The sequence below is a fragment of the Streptomyces griseorubiginosus genome (genome assembly GCF_036345115.1).
Classification (GTDB): Bacteria; Actinomycetota; Actinomycetes; order Streptomycetales; family Streptomycetaceae; genus Streptomyces; species Streptomyces griseorubiginosus_C.
The window spans coordinates 6,686,139-6,703,517 of the sequence record NZ_CP107766.1; the positions used below are offsets into that span (position 1 = coordinate 6,686,139).

Sequence of the window (17,379 nt, forward strand, 5' to 3'; positions counted from 1 at the left end):
CGGCGAGATGTACCCGTTCGACTCAACCGCACCAGGAGGGAGTCGGTGGCGCGGATGCCCCGGATGGCGCATCCCGGGCCGTCCGGACGGGGCATGCTGTGCTCGGCGGAAGCGGGCGGCGAGTCCCACAGGAGAAGCCCATGGCAACGATCCCCTCCCTCCCGAGCAGGACCGACCTCCTGCGCATGGCACGCAGCACCACCGACATCACCGGCCAACTGCTCGACACGGCCGGGAACATCACCAGGATCGCGATCAACACCTTCGACCCGAAGGACGGTTCGGGTCCCGAGATGCTGCGGGTGCTGCGCGAGACGACGGCCGAACTGGCCGAGGTGAGCGCGTCCCCGCGGGCGCAGGAGGCGTTCTACCGGATCGTCGACACCCTCACCCGGCTCGGCACCAGCGGCGCCCCCCTGGCCGTGCACCCGGTGAGCGAACCGGCCCGGGTGCTGCTCGCGGCGCTGGGCGACAGCCTGCTGCCCGTCCTGGACGCGGTGGAACCGGCGGTCGAGGAGTTCGCGGCCGCGCTGGGCGAGCTGGTCGAGGCGAGCTCCCCGCTGCTCCCCGCGGCGGCGGGCGTGGCCGCGGGAACGCTCCTCGCCCTCACCCCGCTGATCCGCGCGGCGACCGACGTCCTGCGCGACTCCAGCCCCGAACTGCGGCGCATCGCGGACGCGTTGACGGCCGCGCTGGCTCCGCTGATGCCGTTGCAGGTGGCGCTGGCCGAACGTGCGGCGGGCGCCGGCGCCGGTGTCGTACGCGCGACGCTGCCCCCGTTCGCCGACCTGACGGACGCGGCGGCGGCCACGGCGAAGGCGGCCCGGCCGGTACTGATCGCGGGGGAGGAGCTGTTCGTGACCGGTCTGGAGCGGCTCCAGCCCGCGCTGCTGGCCGCCGCCTCCCGGGTGGGCGGCCTGGCGCGGACGGTCGCGGTCAGGGTGTCCGCGGCGGTGTCGCCGGCGGCGGAACAGGGGGTGGTGGTGGCCGTGACCCCGGCCTGACGGGCACCCGATAGGGTTCTGGCCATGCGTGATCTCGGGGCGGGCTTCCACTATCTCTTGAAGGGCCAGCGGTGGGTGGCCCGGCACGGCAAGCAGTACGGCTTCGGACTGATCCCGGGCCTGATCACCCTGGTGCTGTACGTGGGCGCCCTGGTGTCCCTGGCGACCTGGGGCGAGGACCTGGTGTCCTGGGCGACCCCCTTCGCGGACGACTGGTCGGGCCCGTGGCAGGGCCTGTTCCGCGGCTTCCTCGCGGTGCTCCTGTTCGCCCTGGCCCTGCTCCTCGCGGTCCTGACCTTCACGGCCGTCACCCTGCTCATCGGCCAGCCCTTCTACGAGAGCCTCTCCGAGAAGGTCGACCGGGACGTCTCCCCGGACGGCACGGCCCCCGAGTCCGGCCTCCCGCTCTGGCGTGAGCTGTGGATCTCCGCGAGGGACAGCCTGCGCATCGTGATCCGGGCCGTCCTGTGGGCCGTCCTCCTCTTCGCCCTCGGCTTCATCCCCCTGGTGGGACAGACGGTGGTCCCCGTGCTCGGCTTCTTCGTCACGGGCTTCTTCCTCACCGAGGAACTGACCGCGGTGGCCCTGCAGCGCCGCAACATCGACCTCCGGGCCCGCCTCACCCTCCTCCGCTCCCGCAAGACCCTCATCTGGGGCTTCGGCACCCCCCTGGGCCTGTCCTTCCTGATCCCCTTCGTCGCGGTGTTCCTGATGCCGGGAGCGGTGGCGGGAGCGACCCTGATGGCACGGGAACTGCTGGGCGAGGAGACGCGGGACGGGGAAGAGGAGGACGAGGAGGACGCCGAGGAGCCGGTTCCCGGCTCCTAGCCGCCCCCGGGAGGCCTACGCCCCCACCGCCACCGAGACGATCGCCCTTACCTGCGCGATGATGTCCAGTCGGTTCCGCACGAACGCCGGGTCGGTGATCTCGGTGCTGTTGCCGGTTCCGAACTCCAGCACGGGCGTGTGCACATGCCCGCCCGGGAGCGAGTCGTGCAGCCCAAGGCGGTCCCGCAGCAGCGTGGCCCGGTAGGCGATCTCGTTGGAGAGGTAGTTCCCCCCGCCCCCGGCCCGCGCGGCGGACCCCGCCGTCGGCCCGTCCGGACGGACGACCGCGTCGGTCCCGCCCGCCGGGATCTCGGTCACGCTCGTGTTGTCGTAGACGGGGAACCGCCCGGTGTCCGCGTCCACGATCGCCTTGTACGGCAGGGTCGTCGTCGTCCACTGCGGCTGCGAGCCCGGATCGGCGACCGGCACCGTCCCCGTCACCCCGATGTTGTCGTTGTCCGGGAACCCGCCCCGCCAGGCCCCGTTGGTCCGCTCCACGTCGAACCGCCCCACCCGCCCCTGACTCACGGTCGTGAAGAGATCCACCTTCTTCAGATACGGCCGCAGCGCCCGCTCCACCGTCTGGTCCGTGAAGTCCTGCCACCGCACGGGAAACACGACGGTCTCCACCCGGGCCGGCCCCTTCGCCGTCTCGATCACCGTCCCGTCCAGCGCCAGTGCACTCGCCCCGGACGGATTCGATATCCGTATGTCCCGGTCCAGCGTGAACGGGTCGAACCCGGTCACCAGCACCCGCTTCAGCCGCTGACCGGCCGGATACCGCACCGCGTCCTGCCCCCGCGAGGTCCGCTCCAACTCGCTCAGCAGAGCCGCCCGTTGGGCGTCCGGCAGCCCGAACGACGGCTCCCAGGTCCGCACTTCACGCGTCATCCCCAACCGCGCCCAGTACAGCGGCCGATCGTCGTCCCGGCTCAGATCGCCACCGGCCGGCCCCCGCCCCTGCGCCCGGTCCACGGCCCGCCGCCACAGCCCGGACCCCTCGCGTACGACGACCTTCCGGGCCTCCGCGTAGGAACGCGCCGACCCGAGCGCCCGGGTGAAGTGCCGCGTCACCGCGTCGAACCCGGACCGCTCCAGGATCTCCCGCGGTACCGCCCTGTCGAGCCGCTGCTCCTCCACCGTGGGCGAGGGCGCCGCCTCGGCCGCCGTCGCGGTCGTGGGGACCACCGGCCCCGCCAGCAGTACCAGTCCGAGCATGCCGATCCGAACGCGCAGGGAAGTCAAGGGAGTCGGGTCCTTCCGTCGCTGTGGGGCGCGAGTGGTGCGGGACCACGGCAGTATCGCGTGACGGAAGTGGTCTACGCCATGGGGCGCGAGGTGCCGGGAATCCGCCCCGCCGCCTCCCGCAGCGCCCGCACGAACGCCTCCCCGGCCGGCGAGAGCGACCGCCCCCGCGGCACCGCCGCGTACACCGCCCGCGCCGGCGCCCCCTCGTCCAGCACCGGCAGCAGCACGACGTCCGGCCGTACCGACTCCGCGGCGAGCGCCGGGACCAGTGCCACCCCGAGCCCCGCGGCGACGTACCCCTGCTTGGCGGTCCACTCGCCGACGACATGCGCGATCCGCGGCCGGAACCCCTCCCGCAGCGCCGCGTCCAGCAGTGTGCCCTCGGGCCGGGGACTCCCCGAGATCCAGTCGGCGTCCGCGAGCCGGCCCAGCCGTACCGGACCACCGTCCGCCAGCGGATGCCCGGCCGGGACGGCGACGTACAGCGACTCGTCGAGCAGATGGTGGAGCGCGTACGACTCCGGCGGCGCGCCCCCGGTCGTCGACACGACCGCGAGGTCCAGGTGACCGCCCGCGAGCCGGTCCAGCAGGGCCGGGGTGAGCCCCTCCTCGCGGGACACCCGCACCCGTGGATGGCGGTCGCGGAAGACGCCGAGGGCGTGCGGGACCAGCGCCGCGTCCGCGGTCGGGAACGCCCCGAACCGCAGCCGCCCGCCCGCCGCCTCACGCAGCGCGGCCAGCTCGCGCGCGACCCCGTGCAGGGCCCCGGTGACGGTCTCGGCGTACGGCACCAGCACCCGCCCGGCCTCCGTGAGCCGCACCCCCCGCGGCAGCCGGTCGAACAGCGGCGCCCCGCCGAGGGCCTGCTCCAGCGAGGAGATCTGCCGGGACACCGCCGACTGCGTCCACCCCAGGGTGCGCGCGGCCACGGTGAACGACTCCTGCCGGGCCACCTCAAGGAAGACCCGCAGCCAGACGGTGGCGAGATCGGGGCCTTCGGTGCGATGCGGGTGAGGCATGGCAGCCATGCTGGACATTCGCTTGTCGCATCGCAAGGGCGGCCCTAGCGTCGACGGCATGAAGGTCACCCTCGACAACCCCGTCGGCGCGCCCCAGCCGCTGAGTCCCTACTACTCCCAGGTCGCCCGCGTCGAACAGGCCGACGGCAGCGCCCTGTTGTTCGTCTCCGGGCAGATCGCCGAGGGCGACACGCTGGCCGAGCAGTCCCGGGGCGTCTTCGAGACCCTCGCCGCGCTGCTGGCGGCGCACGGAGCGAGCCTGGCCGACGTCGTCAACATCCGCACCTACCTCACCGACATCTCGGAACTGGAGCAATACGGCGCCGTACGCCGGGAGTTCCTCACCGGCACCCCACCCACCAGCATGACCTTCGAGGTGCCCCGGCTGTTCCGCCCCGAGGCCCGGATCGAGATCGAAATCGTGGCGGCGGTACCGGCGGGCGGGTGATACTGCCGCCCATGAAGGCAGCCAACCTGGGCGTTCTCTTCCTCGTCGAGCTGGGCGCCCTGGCGGGTGCCGCCTACTGGGGCTTCACCGTGTCCTGGCCCCTCGGCCTCGCCGCGCCCGCCATGCTCGTCGTCCTGTGGGCGCTGTTCGGCTCACCGCGCGCCCCGTACAAGGTGAGCGGCGCCGCCCGGGTCGGCTTCGAGGCCCTCTGGTTCGGGGCGGGTGCCGTCGCCCTCTTCGCCGCCGGGGCCCAGGTATGGGCGGTCGTTCTCGCCGTCCTGTGTGCGGTGAGCAAGGCCCTCGCCGTCAAGTGGGCCCAGTAGCAAGGACGTTCAGGCTTCCTCGCCCAGCAGTCGCAGGAAGTCCCGGAACGCCTCCGGCATGTCCACCGACTCCGGGTCCAGCAGCCACTGGTACTGGAGGCCGTCCATCACGGCCACGAGCAGCGGTGCGGTGCGTTCCGGGGTCAGGCCGTTGGGGAGCCGGTCGCCGTACTCGGCGCGCAGCGCCACCGCCATCGACTCGCGCACCCGGGTGTAGCGGTCGGTGAAGTACTCCCGCGCCGGATGCCCCTCCGTCACGCTCTCGCCGAGCAGCGCCGAGAAGGTCTGGATGATCCCGGGCCGCATCGCGTTGTACTCGACGAGCGAGGTGAGCAGGTCGACCCGCCAGCTGCCGGCCGGAACCGCGTCCCACTTGTCCCGCTCCTCCAGCACCGCGACCAGCAGCGCCTCCTTCGTCGGGAAGTGGTGCAGCAGCCCCTGCTGGGTCAGCCCGACCCGCTCGGCCACCGCGGCCAGGCTCGCGCCCCGGTAGCCGCGCTCGGCGATGACCTCCAGGGCCGCCCGGACGATCTCGGCCCGGCGCTCCTCGCTTCTGGTCCTGGCGCTCATGGCGTCACCGTACGGCATGCCCGTGAGCCAAATATAACAGGAACATAACAAAACCTACCGATCACCAGGTACCCGTTGCAGGATGAGAGGACCGCACGGACGTCAACGAGGAGGCACCGCCATGGCGGCACCCGAGGGACCCGAGGGCACCACCCCCGCCGACCTGGCCCGCGAGGCGGCCGTCGAGGCGGCCCTGGCCCGCCTGGACCTGGACGCCAAGGCCCGGCTCCTGGGCGGCCAGGACATGTGGTCGCTGCCCGCGCTCCCGGAGATCGGCCTGCCCTCCCTCGTCATGTCCGACGGCCCGATCGGTGTCCGGGGCGTGCGCTGGAGCGCCGACGACCCGTCGATCGCCCTGCCCTCCCCGACCGCCCTGGCCGCCGCCTGGGACCCGGAACTCGCTCGCAGGGCAGGCGTGTTGCTCGCCCAGGAGGCCCGCCGCAAGGGCGTCCACGTCCTGCTCGCCCCGACCGTGAACCTCCACCGCTCCCCGCTCGGCGGCCGCCACTTCGAGGCCTACAGCGAGGACCCGTACCTCACGGGACGGATCGGCGCCGGGTACGTGACCGGCGTGCAGGAGGGCGGCGTCGGCACCACCGTCAAGCACTTCGTCGCCAACGACGCCGAGACCGACCGCTTCACGGTGAACAACCTGGTCTCCGAACGCGCCCTGCGCGAGCTGTACCTGGCCCCCTTCGAGCACATCGTCGAGAACGCCCACCCGTGGGGCATCATGACCGCCTACAACACGGTCAACGGCACGACGATGACCGAGCACCACTACCTGGTCAACGAAGTCCTGCGCGGTGAATGGGGCTTCGACGGCTACAACGTCTCCGACTGGATGGCCGCCCGCTCCACCAAGGGCGCCATCGAGGGCGGCCTCGACGTCGCCATGCCCGGCCCGGTGACCGTCTACGGCGAGCCCCTCGCCCGAGCCGTGCGGGCCGGCGAGGTCGAGGAGAGCGCGGTCGACACCGCCGTACGCAACGTGCTGCGGCTCGCGGCCCGCGTCGGCGTCCTGGACGGCGCCGAACCCGTCGTCACCCAGCTCCCGGACACCGTGGACGGCGTCGCGCTGGCCCGCGAGATCGCCCGCCGCTCCTTCGTCCTGGTGCGCAACCGGGGCGCGTTGCCCCTGCGGCAGGGCACGGTCGCCCTCAGCGGGGCGGCCGCCCGGGACGCCCGGGTCCTCGGCGGCGGTTCCGCCACCGTCTTCCCGGACCGGATCGTCTCCCCGCTCGACGGCCTCAGCGCGGCCCTGCCCGAGGGCACGCTGAGCTACGCCGTCGGCGCCGACCCGAACACCGAACTCGGCGTCGCCGACAAGGGGTTCACCCTCAGAACCGTCTGCCGCGACACGGACGGGAACGTCGTCGGCACGGCCTCCGCGCCCAGCGGCCAGATCCAGTGGATGGGTTCGGACCTCCCCGAGGGCGTCACCCACGAGAACCTGCACACGGTCGAGCTGACCGGAACCTTCACCCCGCGCGAGACCGGTGAACACACCTTCGGCATCAAGGGACTCGGCGCCTTCAAGCTGGTCGTCGACGGCACCACGTACTACGACGACGTGCAGAGCGCCGACGAGGACGACCCCTTCGTCACCTTCTTCGGCGCCCCCGAACCCCGCGCCCGGGTCGCGCTGACCGCGGGCGAGCCCGTCGAGGTCTCCCTGACCCACGTCGTCGACCTCCCCGAGAACATGCCGATGAAGGTCGTCGCGTTCTCCCTCGCCCACCAGGACCCGCGGCGCGACCCCGACGAGCTGATCGCCGAGGCCGTCGAGGCGGCCCGGAACGCCGACACGGCCGTCGTCGTGGTCGCCACCACCGACCGCGTCGAGTCCGAGGGCTACGACCGCAAGGACCTCACCCTGCCCGGACGGCAGGACGACCTGGTCCGCGCGGTCGCCGCCGCCAACCCGAACACCGTCGTGATCGTCAACTCCGGCTCCCCGGTGGAGCTGCCCTGGCGCGAGGACGTCGCCGCGATCCTGCTCAGCTGGTTCCCCGGCCAGGAGGGGGGCGCGGCCCTCGCCGAGGTGCTGACCGGCGCCCACGAACCCGGCGGCCGGCTCCCCACCACCTGGGGCACCCTGGCCGACGCCCCGGTCACCCGGGTCCGCCCGGCGGACGGCGAACTCCCCTACGACGAGGGCGTCTTCATCGGGTACACGGCCTGGGAGAAGGCGGGCCGCACCCCGGCCTACCCGTTCGGCCACGGCCTCGGCTACACCGAGTGGACCTACGAGTCCCTGGAGGTCCAGGGCACCACCCTCCGGGTCCGGCTGCGCAACTCCGGCACCCGCGCGGGCCGCGAGGTCGTCCAGGTCTACCTGGCCCCCGCCGAGCCCGACGCCGAGCGCCCGGCCCGCAGGCTCGCCGGGTTCGCCGGAGCCGAGGCCGGTCCCGGCGAGAGCGTCGAGGTCACCGTGGAGATCCCGCGCCGGGCGTTCGAGATCTGGGACGAGAAGACCTCGTCGTGGGCGCATGTGAAGGGTTCGTACGAAATCCAGGTGGGGCGCTCGATCGAGGACCGCCGGGTCACCGCGACGATTAACGTCTGATCCCAGAGGGCACCGCCCTCACACAAGCAGCCCCGGCCCGGGACCTGACCCCTGGGCCGGGGCTCGTCTTTTCCACCGGGTGCCAAGCCGTGGACCGTCGACCGTCCTACCGGGTGGAGAACCCGTACACCGTCTCCGACCGGTACACCTCACCCGGCCGCAGCACCGTGCTCGGGAACTCCGGACGGTTCGGGGAGTCGGGGAAGTGCTGGGTCTCCAGCGCGATGCCGTCACCCGGCGCGAAGGGCTCGGGGAGGTGGTCGGCGGTGTAGAGCTGGAGCCCCGGCTCGGTGGTCGCCACCGTCAGCACCCGCCCGGAGGAGGGGTCGTACAACTCGGCCACCTCGACCGCCTCGGCGGTGCTCCCCTTGTCCAGCACGAAGTTGTGGTCGTACCCGGCCCCCACCTTCCGCGCCGCACGGAAGTCGAACCGGGTGTCCGCGACCTCCTCGACCCCCGTCGGGATCAGATCCGCGTCGACCGGCGTGTACCGCGAGGCGTCGATCCGCAGTTCGTGCCCGCCCGCGTTCCCGGACCCGGCCAGGTTGAAGTAGCTGTGGTTGGTCAGGTTCACCAGCGTCGGCGCATCGGTGACCGCCTCGTAGGAGAACCGCAGCGCGCCCGACTCGTCCAGCGCGTAGGTCCCGGAGACCTCCAGACGGCCCGGGAAGCCCTCCTCGCCGTGCGGGCTGACCCGGCTCAGCCGCACCCCGTGCTCACCGGCCGGCTCCATGTCCCAGACCCGCTTGTCGAAACCGTTCTCCCCGCCGTGCAGGGAGTTCGGCGCGTTGTTGGCCGCGAGCGCGTACGTCAGCCCGTCCAGCTCGAAACGGGCGCCCGCGATCCGGTTCGCGTACCGCCCGATGAAGGCACCGAGATACGGACCGGCGTGCTCCAGGTACCCGTCCAGATCGGCGAACCCCAGCACCACGTCCGCGGTCCGCCCCTCCCGGTCCGGGACCTCGACCGACTGCACGATCCCGCCGTAGGACAGGATCCGCACGCGGACGCCCGCGCGCTCCAGGGTCCAGCGGTGGACCGGTGTGCCGTCGGGAAGTGTGGCGAAGAGTTCGTTCATGTGCGGAACTTTAGGACACGGACGTGACCTTGCGATATGCGATCTCCGCCAGCCGCGCCTGGCCGTTCACACTCGGATGGAACCAGTCCCAGTGACTGAGCTGGTCGGTGCCGAAGCGGTAGTCGTACACCGCGCCCCCGTCGTACCGGCAGTGCGCGTCCTTGCCGCACACCTGCTTCAGTACGGCGTTGTACTCCTCCACCCGCTCCTGCACGGTGTTCCGCCGCTCGGTCGCCGCCGTGTCCAGGGCGTCCGCGTCGGCCAGCATGGACGGACACACCCCCAGCTTCCACACCTGCTTGCCCATCGGGTTGGTGCGCCCCTGCGACCACAGCCGCTTGAGGTTGGGCACGCTCGCCACGTACACCTGCGCCTTGGGCGCCTTCTCGCGCAGCACGCTCAGCGCGTCCTCGAATCCGGACCGGAAGTCGGCCACCGGTGTCATCGCGGCCGTGGAGTCCCGGCAGGCGTCATTGGCGCCCACCATCACCGTCACCAGCGCCGGCGCGCGCGAGGCCGCCTGGGACATCTGCGCGGACAGGTCGGCCATCCGCGCCCCGGACACCGCGTAGTTCCAGCTGCGCTCGGCGGCCCGCGCCTTCCCCAGCAGCCGTACCGCGAGCGAGTCGACCTGGGCGCTGCTCCCGGTGGCCCAGGAGACGTCGGGGCAGTCCGTCAGGATCCCGCACGCGTCGAAGCCGCGGGTGATGGAGTCACCGACGGCGGCCAGCGAGGCCGGGCTGCTGTCCCAGGCCGGGGTCGGTTTCGGCGAGGGCTTCGCCTTCTGGGTCGGTGCCGCCGAGTCGCCGCCCACGGCGTCACAGCCGGCGACGCCCACAAGAGCCGCGGTCAGGACGGCGACGACGGCCCGCGAGCGGTGGCCCTGCTTGCGCATCCGTGGAGTTCCCCTCGTGAAATGGTGGTCCTCTCATAACAACGCACCCGAGTTCCCGGCGGCCCCGAGGGAACGATCGGGACCCGTACTAGCGTCCTGCCGGGTGAATGGCGGGCGTTTCGGGGCATCGGGACCGACGGTACGTCACACTCCTTGCGCCGCCGCACGGTAGCCTCGCCATCAACGCGGCTGCCCGCCATCGCCGCCGTGCCAGCCAGCAAGACTTGTCCCGCTCTGCCCGGAGGTCCCGGTGACGACACGTGGAGTTCTGTACGTGCACTCCGCGCCACGCGCGCTGTGCCCGCACGTCGAGTGGGCGATCGCCGGGGTGCTCGGCACACGCGTCAACCTCGACTGGATCCGGCAGCCGGCCGCGCCCGGCACCTGGCGCTCCGAGTTCTCCTGGAAGGGCGAGGTCGGCACCGCCTCCAAGCTCGCGTCGGCCCTGCGGGGCTGGCACCTGCTGCGCTTCGAGGTGACCGCCGAGCCCTGCGCCACCGCCGAGGGCGAGCGCTACAGCTGCACTCCCGAACTGGGCATCTTCCACGCGGTCACCGGCATCCACGGCGACATCCTGATCCCGGAGGACCGCCTGCGCGCGGCCCTGACGCGCTCGCAGCGGGGGGAGACGGACCTGGAGGCGGAGCTGGCGAAGCTCCTCGGCAAACCGTGGGACGACGAGCTGGAGTCCTTCCGGTACGCCGGCGAGGGCGCCCCGGTCCGCTGGCTGCACCAAGTGGTCTGAGTCCGCCGTACACATGAAGGCCCCCACCGCGCTCGGTGGGGGCCTTCAGTCACGTTCTCAGACGGTGCGGAACGCCAGCACCACGTTGTGCCCGCCGAAGCCGAAGGAGTCGTTCAGCGCGGCGATACGGCCCTCCACGGGCAGCTTGCGCGCCTCGCCGCGGACCACGTCGGCGTTGGCCTCCGCCTCCGGGTCGAGGTTCTCGACGTTGATGGTCGGCGGAGCCACCCGGTGGTACAGGGCGAGCACGGTCGCGACCGTCTCGATGCCGCCGGCACCGCCCAGCAGGTGACCGGTCATCGACTTGGTCGCCGAGACCGCCATGTGGTCGGCGTCGTCCCCGAACACCTTGCGCAGCGCCTTGAGCTCGGCGATGTCACCGGCCGGCGTCGACGTGGCGTGCGCGTTGACGTGCACGATCTCCGCCGGGTCCAGGTCGGTGTTCTCGAGCAGGTGCTGAAGGGCGGCAGAGATGCCCCGGCCCTCCGGCTCGGGCTGCACGATGTCGTGGGCGTCGGCGGAGATGCCCTGACCGACCGCCTCGGCGTACACCCGGGCCCCGCGCTTGGCGGCGTGCTCCGCGGACTCCAGGACGACCACACCCGCGCCCTCGCCGAGGACGAAGCCGTCCCGGGCGGTGTCGTAGGGACGCGAGGCGCCCTGCGGGTCGTCGTTGTTCTTGGACATCGCCATCATGTTGCCGAACGCGGCGATGGGCAGCGGGTGGATCGCCGCCTCCGTGCCACCGGCGACCACGATGTCGGCGCGGCCGGTGCGGATCATCTCGATGGCGTAGCCGATGGCCTCGGCGCCGGAGGCGCACGCGGAGACCGGCGTGTGCACGCCCGCACGGGCGCCCACCAGCAGGCCGACGTTGGCCGAGGGGCCGTTCGGCATCAGCATGGGGACGGTGTGCGGGGAGACGCGGCGGACGCCCTTCTCCTTCAGCACGTCGTACTGGTCGAGGAGGGTCGTCACACCGCCGATGCCGGAGGCGATGACGGCGCCGAGGCGGTCCGGGTCGACGTCGCCGACCGAGCCCTCCTCACCGGCCTTGCCCTCGAAGCCCGCGTCGGCCCACGCCTCCTTGGCGGCGACCAGCGCGAACTGCGCCGAGCGGTCGAGGCGCCGGGCCTGCGGCCGCGGGATGACCTCGGTCGGCTCCACGGCGACGGGCGCCGCGATACGGACCGCCTGGTCGGCGGCCCACTCCTGCTCCAGGGGCTTGACGCCGGACTTGCCGGCGACCAGGCCCTCCCAGGTAGAGGCTGCGTCGCCACCCAGCGGTGTGGTTGCGCCGATACCGGTGACGACCACGGTGCGATTGGTCGGGCTCACGGGAAATCTTTCTCCAACGGTACGAGGATTAAGCGGCGCCACCGCCGGGTGGCGGGGCCGGTCAGCGTCCGGCCCGAGCAGGGACTCAGGCCTGGTGCTTGAGGATGTAGTCGGTCGCGTCGCCGACCGTCTTGAGGTTCTTGACGTCGTCGTCGGGGATCTTGACGTCGAAGCGCTCTTCGGCGGCGACGACGACCTCGACCATGGACAGCGAGTCGACGTCCAGGTCGTCGGTGAAGGACTTGTCCAGCTGGACGTCCTCAACCGGGATGCCGGCGATCTCGTTCACGATGTCGGCGAGACCGGCGACGATCTCTTCCTGAGTGGCGGCCATGTTGGCGCTCCTTCGTTTTCTTATCCAGAGGGTTGGCAGTGCTTCCCGTCCCGGACCGCATGATCCGGCACGGAGTGCCTAGGGGAGGGTAACGACAGTGGCGGCGTAGACGAGACCCGCCCCGAATCCGATGACGAGCGCGGTGTCGCCGCTCTTCGCCTCACCGGTCGCCAGGAGCCGCTCCATGGCGAGCGGGATCGAGGCGGCCGAGGTGTTGCCGGTGGTGCGCACGTCACGCGCGACCGTGACGTGCTCCGGCAGCTTCAGCGTCTTCACCATCGAGTCGATGATCCGCTCGTTGGCCTGGTGGGGAATGAAGACGTCCAGGTCGTCCGGGCTGATCCCGGCCGCGTCCAGCGCCTGCTGGGCGACCTTCGCCATCTCGAACACGGCCCAGCGGAACACCGCCTGGCCCTCCTGCGTGATCGCAGGGAACTTGTCCGTGGAGCTGTCGTACTCGTTCCACGCCACGGTCTGCTTGATCGTCTCGGACTTGTCGCCCTCAGAGCCCCAGACCGTGGGGCCGATGGCCGGCTCCTGGGAGGGGCCCACGACGACCGCGCCCGCGCCGTCCCCGAACAGGAAGGCGGTGGCCCGGTCCTCCAGGTCGGTCAGGTCGCTCAGCCGCTCGACGCCGATCACCAGGACGTACTCCGCGCTGCCCTCGACGATCATGCCCTTGGCGAGGGTGAGGCCGTAGCCGAAGCCCGCGCAGCCCGCCGAGATGTCGAACGCGGCGGCCTTGTCCGTGCCCAGCTTGTCCGCGATCTCGGTCGCCACGGCCGGGGTCTGCTTGAAGTGCGAGACGGTCGAGACGATCACGCCGCCGATCTGCTCGGCGGAGATCCCGGCGTCGGCGATCGCCTTGCCGGACGCCTCGATCGACATGGCGGCGACGGTCTCCTCGTCGTTCGCCCAGTGCCGGGTCTGGATGCCGGAGCGCGAGCGGATCCACTCGTCGGAGGAGTCGATCGTCTCGAGGATCACCTCGTTCGGCACGACCCGGGTCGGGCGGTAGCCGCCGACCCCGAGGATGCGCGCGTACGGGGCGCCCTTGCTGGGCCTGATCTTCGACATGCTCTCGTGCTCCTTCTCAGGCACCGTGCTCGGCGATGAGCTCGCGAGCAGCGTCGAGGTCGTCGGGGGTCTTGAGCGCGAGCGTCTTCACACCGGGCAGCGCCCGCTTGGCGAGGCCGACCAGCGTTCCGCCGGGGGAGACCTCGATGAACGCGGTGGCGCCGAGCTCCTTGAAGGTCTCCATGCACAGGTCCCAGCGGACCGGGTTGGCGACCTGGCCGACCAGCCGCTCCAGCACCTCGGCGCCAGTGGCGACGGTCTGCCCGTCCTTGTTGGAGACGTACGTGACCGTCGGGTCGGCCGGCGTGAGGTCGGCGGCGGCCTTGGCCAGCGCGTCGACCGCGGGGGCCATGTGGTGCGTGTGGAAGGCGCCGGCGACCTTCAGCGGGACGACCTTGCGGACACCCTCCGGCGGCTCCTCGTTGAGGGCGGCGAGCTGCTCCAGCGTGCCCGCGGCGACGATCTGCCCGGCGCCGTTGACGTTCGCCGGGGTCAGACCCAGCTTCTCCAGGTGCGCGACGGAGACCTCCGGGTCGCCCCCGAGCAGCGCCGACATGCCGGTCTCGGTGATCGCGGCGGCGTCGGCCATGGCCAGACCCCGCTTGCGTACGAGGGTGAGGGCGGCGGTGTCGTCCAGGACGCCCGCGAAGGCGGCGGCGGTGATCTCACCGACACTGTGCCCGGCGACCGCGCCCGGGGCGATGTCGGAGATGGCACCGAGTGCCGAGGCGGACAGGATTCCGGCCGCGACCAGCAGCGGCTGGGCCACCGAGGTGTCCCGGATGGCGTCCGCGTCGGCCTGTGTGCCGTAGTGGGCGAGGTCCAGTCCGATGGCGTCGGACCACGCGGCGACGCGGTCCGCGGCACCGGGGAGTTCGAGCCAGGGGGTCAGGAAGCCGGGCGTCTGGGCGCCCTGGCCGGGAGCGACGAGTACGAGCACTCTCACACTCTCTCTTGAGGGCGGCCCAAGCCGCCCGTGGGGACAGGGACGAAGAACACGAAGGGGTTTTGTTGGCCCCCGACAAAAGCCTAGGGCTGGAGATCACCGTCGGCCAGACGCCCCAGGATGAGCGCGATCCGCAGTGTGAACGCCGACCGTACATCGGAAGGCGACCAACCGGTGACGTCAGTCACACGTCGAAGCCGGTAGCGCACGGTGTTGGGATGCACGAACAGCATCCGGGCCGCACCCTCCAGACTGGACGCCTGTTCGAGGTAGACGGAGAGCGTCTCCAGGAGCGCGGAGCCGGCCTCCTCCAGCGGTCTGTAGATCTCCTCCACCAACTGCTCGCGCGCACTGGGATCACCGGCCATCGCGCGTTCCGGAAGCAGGTCGTCCGCCAGTACCGGGCGCGGCGCGTCCTGCCAGGCCGAACACGCCTTGAGCCCGGCGGCGGCCGCCTGCGCGGACCGGGTCGCGGCCAGCAGATCGGGTACGACGGGTCCTGCGACCACGGGGCCGGCCGCATAAGGCCCGATCAGCGACTTGGCCACGGCGAGCGGGTTGTCGCTGCCGCCCGCGATCACGACGAGCCGGGCCCCGAGCACCCCGGTCAGCACCTGGAGCTTGGCGTGCCGGGCGGCCCGCCGGATGGCCTCGACGGTGAGTTCGGAGTCCCCCTCGGGGGCGGCGCCCAGCACCACGCACACATGCTCGGGCGAGTTCCAGCCCAGCGCGGCGGCCCTGCTCACGGCCCCCTCGTCGGCCTCTCCGCTGAGCACCGCGTTGACGACCAGCGACTCCAGGCGGGCGTCCCAGGCACCGCGTGCCTCGGCGGCCTGGGCGTACACCTGCGCGGTGGCGAAGGCGATCTCGCGGGCGTAGACGAGCAGGGCCTCGCGCAGGACGGACTCGTCACCGGGGGCGGCGACCTCGTCGATCGCGGACTCCATGACCTCGATGGTGGTGCGCACCATCTCCACGGTCTGCCGGAGCGTGATGGCCCGGGTCAGCTCCCGGGGAGCGGTCCCGAACACGTCGGTGGAGATCGCCTGCGGGGCGTCGGGACGCCGGAACCACTCGGTGAAGGCCGCGATACCGGCCTGGGCGACCAGCCCGATCCAGGAACGGTTCTCCGGGGGCATCGCCCGGTACCACGGCAGCGTCTCGTCCATGCGCGCGATGGCCTGCTGGGCGAGCGACCCGGACGACTTCTCCAGCCGCTTCAGGGTCGCGGCGTGGGCGTGGATGCCGGGCGAGGCAGGGTCGGACTTGCGGTGTTCGGGTTCGGGCACGTGGACAAGACTGCCTTATCCGGACGTCAGTGCGCGCCGCCGGGGTTGTGCTTGATGGTTCGGTCGCCTCCGGGGGCGCGCCGGTGTCCGGGGTGCGGACCGACTTGGTGGGCACCGGCCGGTCGTTCGTGCCAACGCCGTCGGACATGTCGCGGCGGGTCTACCGTGTTCCCGTGACGGACGTATGGCGCGCTGCCCAGCGCTATCCAGGCGGGGACCCCGGGGCCGGGATCGAGTCGTGGCACGCCTTCTCGTTCGGGCCGCACTACGACCCCGACAACCTCCGGTTCGGCGCGCTGATCGCCTGCAACGAGGAGCGGCTCGCGCCCGGCGCCGGGTTCGACGAGCATCCGCACAGCCACACCGAGATCGTGACCTGGGTGGTCGAGGGGGAGCTGACGCACCGCGACTCCACCGGGCACGAGACGGTCGTACGGGCCGGTGACGTGCAGCGGCTCAGTGCCGCCGCGGGCGTCCGGCACGTCGAGCGCAACGACGCCGGCACCCCGCTGACCTTCGTGCAGACCTGGCTCGCGCCCCTGGAGCCGGGTGGCGAGCCGTCGTACGAGATCGTCCGCGGGATCGCCGACTCGACGCCGTACGCGATCCCGGAGGCGGGCGCGATGCTCCATGTGCGACGGCTGGCCGCGGGGGAGCGGACCGCGGTGCCGGACGGGCGGTACCTCTACGTCCATGTCGTGCGGGGCGAAGTGCGGCTGGACGGCGCGGAGTTGGGTTCCGGTGACGCGGCCCGGGTCACCGACGCCAAGGAGCTGGACGCGGTGGCGGTGACCGGGGCCGAACTGCTGCTGTGGGAGATGTCCTAGAGCTCGGCCAGGACGGCGTCGGTGAACGCCGGCCACGCCTCGATCGCCCACGGGCCGAACGCGCGGTCCGTCAGCGCCACGCAGGCCGCCCCCGCGTCGGGGTCGATCCACAGGAACGTACCGGACTGCCCGAAGTGCCCGAAGGTGCGCGCCGAGGACGAGGAGCCCGTCCAGTGCGGGGACTTGGAGTCCCGGATCTCGAAGCCGAGGCCCCAGTCGTTGGGGTTCTGGTGGCCGTAGCCGGGCAGCACGCCCTTGGTGCCCGGGTACTGGACCGTCATGGCCTCGGCGACCGTGCGCGGGTCCAGCAGCCGTGGTGCCTGCACCTCCGCCGCGAACCTCAGGAGGTCCTCGACCGTGGACACCCCGTCCTTCGCCGGCGAGCCCTCCAGAGACGTCGACGCCATGCCCAGCGGCTCCAGGACCGCCTGCCGCAGATACTCCGCGAACGGGATGTCCGTCGCCTTGGCGAGGTGGTCCCCGAGCTGCTCGAACCCGGCGTTGGAGTACAGCCGCCGCTCCCCGGGCGCGGCGGTGACCCGGTGCTCGTCGAAGGCCAGCCCCGAGGTGTGCGCGAGCAGATGCCGTACGGTCGACCCGCTCGGGCCGGCCGGCTCGTCGAGCTCGATCGCCCCCTCCTCGTACGCGACGAGAGCCGCGTAGGCCGCGAGCGGCTTGGTGACGGAGGCCAGCGGGAAGCGGTGGCCCGCCGGACCGTGGGTGCCGAGGACGGTGCCGTCGGCCCGCACCACACCCGCCGCGGCGGTGGGAACCGGCCAGTTCTCGATCAACGCGAGGCTCTGCAAGGACATGCCACCGAGCCTAAGCCGCGCACAGCCCG

18 protein-coding genes are annotated in these 17,379 nt (G+C 72.1%); 7 read left to right on the forward strand and 11 right to left on the reverse strand.

From position 1 onward, the window contains the following. Positions 1–140 precede the first annotated feature (140 nt). Together OHN19_RS30225 and OHN19_RS30230 are read left to right on the forward strand one after the other, a co-directional pair. A complete protein-coding gene (locus OHN19_RS30225) occupies positions 141–1,004 on the forward strand; it encodes a hypothetical protein (RefSeq protein ID WP_330267219.1) in 864 nt (287 codons plus the stop codon). 24 nt (positions 1,005–1,028) lie between these two features. Next, positions 1,029–1,832 carry an EI24 domain-containing protein gene (locus OHN19_RS30230; protein WP_330267220.1) on the forward strand — a complete coding sequence of 268 codons (804 nt, stop codon included), beginning with the start codon at positions 1,029–1,031 and terminating at the stop codon, positions 1,830–1,832. A 15-nt stretch (positions 1,833–1,847) separates the two neighbouring features. Here the strand turns inward: OHN19_RS30230 and OHN19_RS30235 are convergent, their stop codons facing one another. Both OHN19_RS30235 and OHN19_RS30240 read right to left on the reverse strand, forming a co-directional pair. Further along, complete coding sequence (locus OHN19_RS30235) at positions 1,848–3,077, reverse strand: pyroglutamyl peptidase (RefSeq protein ID WP_330267221.1); 1,230 nt, start codon at positions 3,075–3,077, stop codon at positions 1,848–1,850. Positions 3,078–3,151: 74 nt separating this feature from the next. Next, positions 3,152–4,099 carry a LysR family transcriptional regulator gene (locus OHN19_RS30240; protein ID WP_391193229.1) on the reverse strand — a complete coding sequence of 316 codons (948 nt, stop codon included), beginning with the start codon at positions 4,097–4,099 and terminating at the stop codon, positions 3,152–3,154. 58 nt (positions 4,100–4,157) lie between these two features. Between OHN19_RS30240 and OHN19_RS30245 the strand changes: the two genes are divergently transcribed. Both OHN19_RS30245 and OHN19_RS30250 read left to right on the forward strand, forming a co-directional pair. Further along, positions 4,158–4,547 carry a RidA family protein gene (locus OHN19_RS30245; RefSeq protein WP_330267223.1) on the forward strand — a complete coding sequence of 130 codons (390 nt, stop codon included), beginning with the start codon at positions 4,158–4,160 and terminating at the stop codon, positions 4,545–4,547. An 11-nt stretch (positions 4,548–4,558) separates the two neighbouring features. Next, positions 4,559–4,870, forward strand: a complete 312-nt coding sequence (locus OHN19_RS30250; protein ID WP_330267224.1) for a YrdB family protein — start codon at positions 4,559–4,561, stop codon at positions 4,868–4,870. Positions 4,871–4,879: 9 nt separating this feature from the next. Here the strand turns inward: OHN19_RS30250 and OHN19_RS30255 are convergent, their stop codons facing one another. After that, complete coding sequence (locus tag OHN19_RS30255; protein ID WP_330267225.1) at positions 4,880–5,458, reverse strand: TetR/AcrR family transcriptional regulator; 579 nt, start codon at positions 5,456–5,458, stop codon at positions 4,880–4,882. Between the two features lie 103 nt (positions 5,459–5,561). Between OHN19_RS30255 and OHN19_RS30260 the strand changes: the two genes are divergently transcribed. Then, a complete protein-coding gene (locus OHN19_RS30260) occupies positions 5,562–8,009 on the forward strand; it encodes a glycoside hydrolase family 3 protein (RefSeq protein WP_330267226.1) in 2,448 nt (815 codons plus the stop codon). A 106-nt stretch (positions 8,010–8,115) separates the two neighbouring features. Here the strand turns inward: OHN19_RS30260 and OHN19_RS30265 are convergent, their stop codons facing one another. After that, positions 8,116–9,087 carry an aldose epimerase family protein gene (locus OHN19_RS30265; protein WP_330267227.1) on the reverse strand — a complete coding sequence of 324 codons (972 nt, stop codon included), beginning with the start codon at positions 9,085–9,087 and terminating at the stop codon, positions 8,116–8,118. Positions 9,088–9,097: 10 nt separating this feature from the next. Beyond that, positions 9,098–9,982: an SGNH/GDSL hydrolase family protein gene (locus OHN19_RS30270; RefSeq protein ID WP_330267228.1), complete on the reverse strand. Its 885-nt coding sequence runs from the start codon at positions 9,980–9,982 to the stop codon at positions 9,098–9,100. A gap of 250 nt (positions 9,983–10,232) precedes the next feature. On the opposite strand from OHN19_RS30270, the gene OHN19_RS30275 reads away from it, so the two are divergent. Continuing rightward, the gene (locus OHN19_RS30275) at positions 10,233–10,727 is read left to right on the forward strand and encodes a DUF3145 domain-containing protein (RefSeq protein WP_123760473.1); all 495 of its coding nucleotides are present in this window, start codon (positions 10,233–10,235) and stop codon (positions 10,725–10,727) included. Between the two features lie 57 nt (positions 10,728–10,784). On the opposite strand, the gene fabF is transcribed toward OHN19_RS30275, so the two are convergent. The 5 genes from fabF to OHN19_RS30300 all read right to left on the reverse strand — a co-directional run bounded on the left by fabF (position 10,785) and on the right by OHN19_RS30300 (position 15,711). Then, positions 10,785–12,065, reverse strand: coding sequence for a beta-ketoacyl-ACP synthase II (gene fabF / locus OHN19_RS30280; RefSeq protein WP_330267229.1), 1,281 nt, complete (start codon positions 12,063–12,065; stop codon positions 10,785–10,787). Positions 12,066–12,150: 85 nt separating this feature from the next. Continuing rightward, on the reverse strand, positions 12,151–12,399 hold the full coding sequence (locus OHN19_RS30285) for an acyl carrier protein (RefSeq protein WP_007381745.1): 249 nt from the start codon (positions 12,397–12,399) through the stop codon (positions 12,151–12,153). Positions 12,400–12,477: 78 nt separating this feature from the next. Continuing rightward, complete coding sequence (locus OHN19_RS30290) at positions 12,478–13,476, reverse strand: ketoacyl-ACP synthase III (RefSeq protein WP_330267230.1); 999 nt, start codon at positions 13,474–13,476, stop codon at positions 12,478–12,480. Between the two features lie 16 nt (positions 13,477–13,492). Next, positions 13,493–14,416: an ACP S-malonyltransferase gene (locus tag OHN19_RS30295; protein WP_330269746.1), complete on the reverse strand. Its 924-nt coding sequence runs from the start codon at positions 14,414–14,416 to the stop codon at positions 13,493–13,495. An 89-nt stretch (positions 14,417–14,505) separates the two neighbouring features. Next, positions 14,506–15,711, reverse strand: a complete 1,206-nt coding sequence (locus OHN19_RS30300; protein WP_330267231.1) for a helix-turn-helix domain-containing protein — start codon at positions 15,709–15,711, stop codon at positions 14,506–14,508. Between the two features lie 173 nt (positions 15,712–15,884). Between OHN19_RS30300 and OHN19_RS30305 the strand changes: the two genes are divergently transcribed. Further along, positions 15,885–16,538 carry a pirin family protein gene (locus OHN19_RS30305; RefSeq protein ID WP_330267232.1) on the forward strand — a complete coding sequence of 218 codons (654 nt, stop codon included), beginning with the start codon at positions 15,885–15,887 and terminating at the stop codon, positions 16,536–16,538. On the opposite strand, the gene OHN19_RS30310 is transcribed toward OHN19_RS30305, so the two are convergent. Beyond that, positions 16,535–17,350, reverse strand: a complete 816-nt coding sequence (locus OHN19_RS30310) for a serine hydrolase domain-containing protein (RefSeq protein WP_330267233.1) — start codon at positions 17,348–17,350, stop codon at positions 16,535–16,537. The two genes, OHN19_RS30305 and OHN19_RS30310, sit on opposite strands and share 4 nt — an antisense overlap. Positions 17,351–17,379 lie beyond the last annotated feature (29 nt).

Coding starts and splice junctions, on each gene's coding strand:
- OHN19_RS30310 (WP_330267233.1), bottom strand. CDS start 17,350: ATGTCCTTGCAGAGCCTCGCGTTGATCGAGAACTGGCCGGTTCCCACC.
- OHN19_RS30245 (WP_330267223.1), top strand. CDS start 4,158: ATGAAGGTCACCCTCGACAACCCCGTCGGCGCGCCCCAGCCGCTGAGT.
- OHN19_RS30240 (WP_391193229.1), bottom strand. CDS start 4,099: ATGCCTCACCCGCATCGCACCGAAGGCCCCGATCTCGCCACCGTCTGG.
- OHN19_RS30255 (WP_330267225.1), bottom strand. CDS start 5,458: ATGCCGTACGGTGACGCCATGAGCGCCAGGACCAGAAGCGAGGAGCGC.
- OHN19_RS30250 (WP_330267224.1), top strand. CDS start 4,559: ATGAAGGCAGCCAACCTGGGCGTTCTCTTCCTCGTCGAGCTGGGCGCC.
- OHN19_RS30270 (WP_330267228.1), bottom strand. CDS start 9,982: ATGCGCAAGCAGGGCCACCGCTCGCGGGCCGTCGTCGCCGTCCTGACC.
- OHN19_RS30230 (WP_330267220.1), top strand. CDS start 1,029: ATGCGTGATCTCGGGGCGGGCTTCCACTATCTCTTGAAGGGCCAGCGG.
- OHN19_RS30265 (WP_330267227.1), bottom strand. CDS start 9,087: ATGAACGAACTCTTCGCCACACTTCCCGACGGCACACCGGTCCACCGC.
- OHN19_RS30225 (WP_330267219.1), top strand. CDS start 141: ATGGCAACGATCCCCTCCCTCCCGAGCAGGACCGACCTCCTGCGCATG.
- OHN19_RS30260 (WP_330267226.1), top strand. CDS start 5,562: ATGGCGGCACCCGAGGGACCCGAGGGCACCACCCCCGCCGACCTGGCC.
- OHN19_RS30285 (WP_007381745.1), bottom strand. CDS start 12,399: ATGGCCGCCACTCAGGAAGAGATCGTCGCCGGTCTCGCCGACATCGTG.
- OHN19_RS30290 (WP_330267230.1), bottom strand. CDS start 13,476: ATGTCGAAGATCAGGCCCAGCAAGGGCGCCCCGTACGCGCGCATCCTC.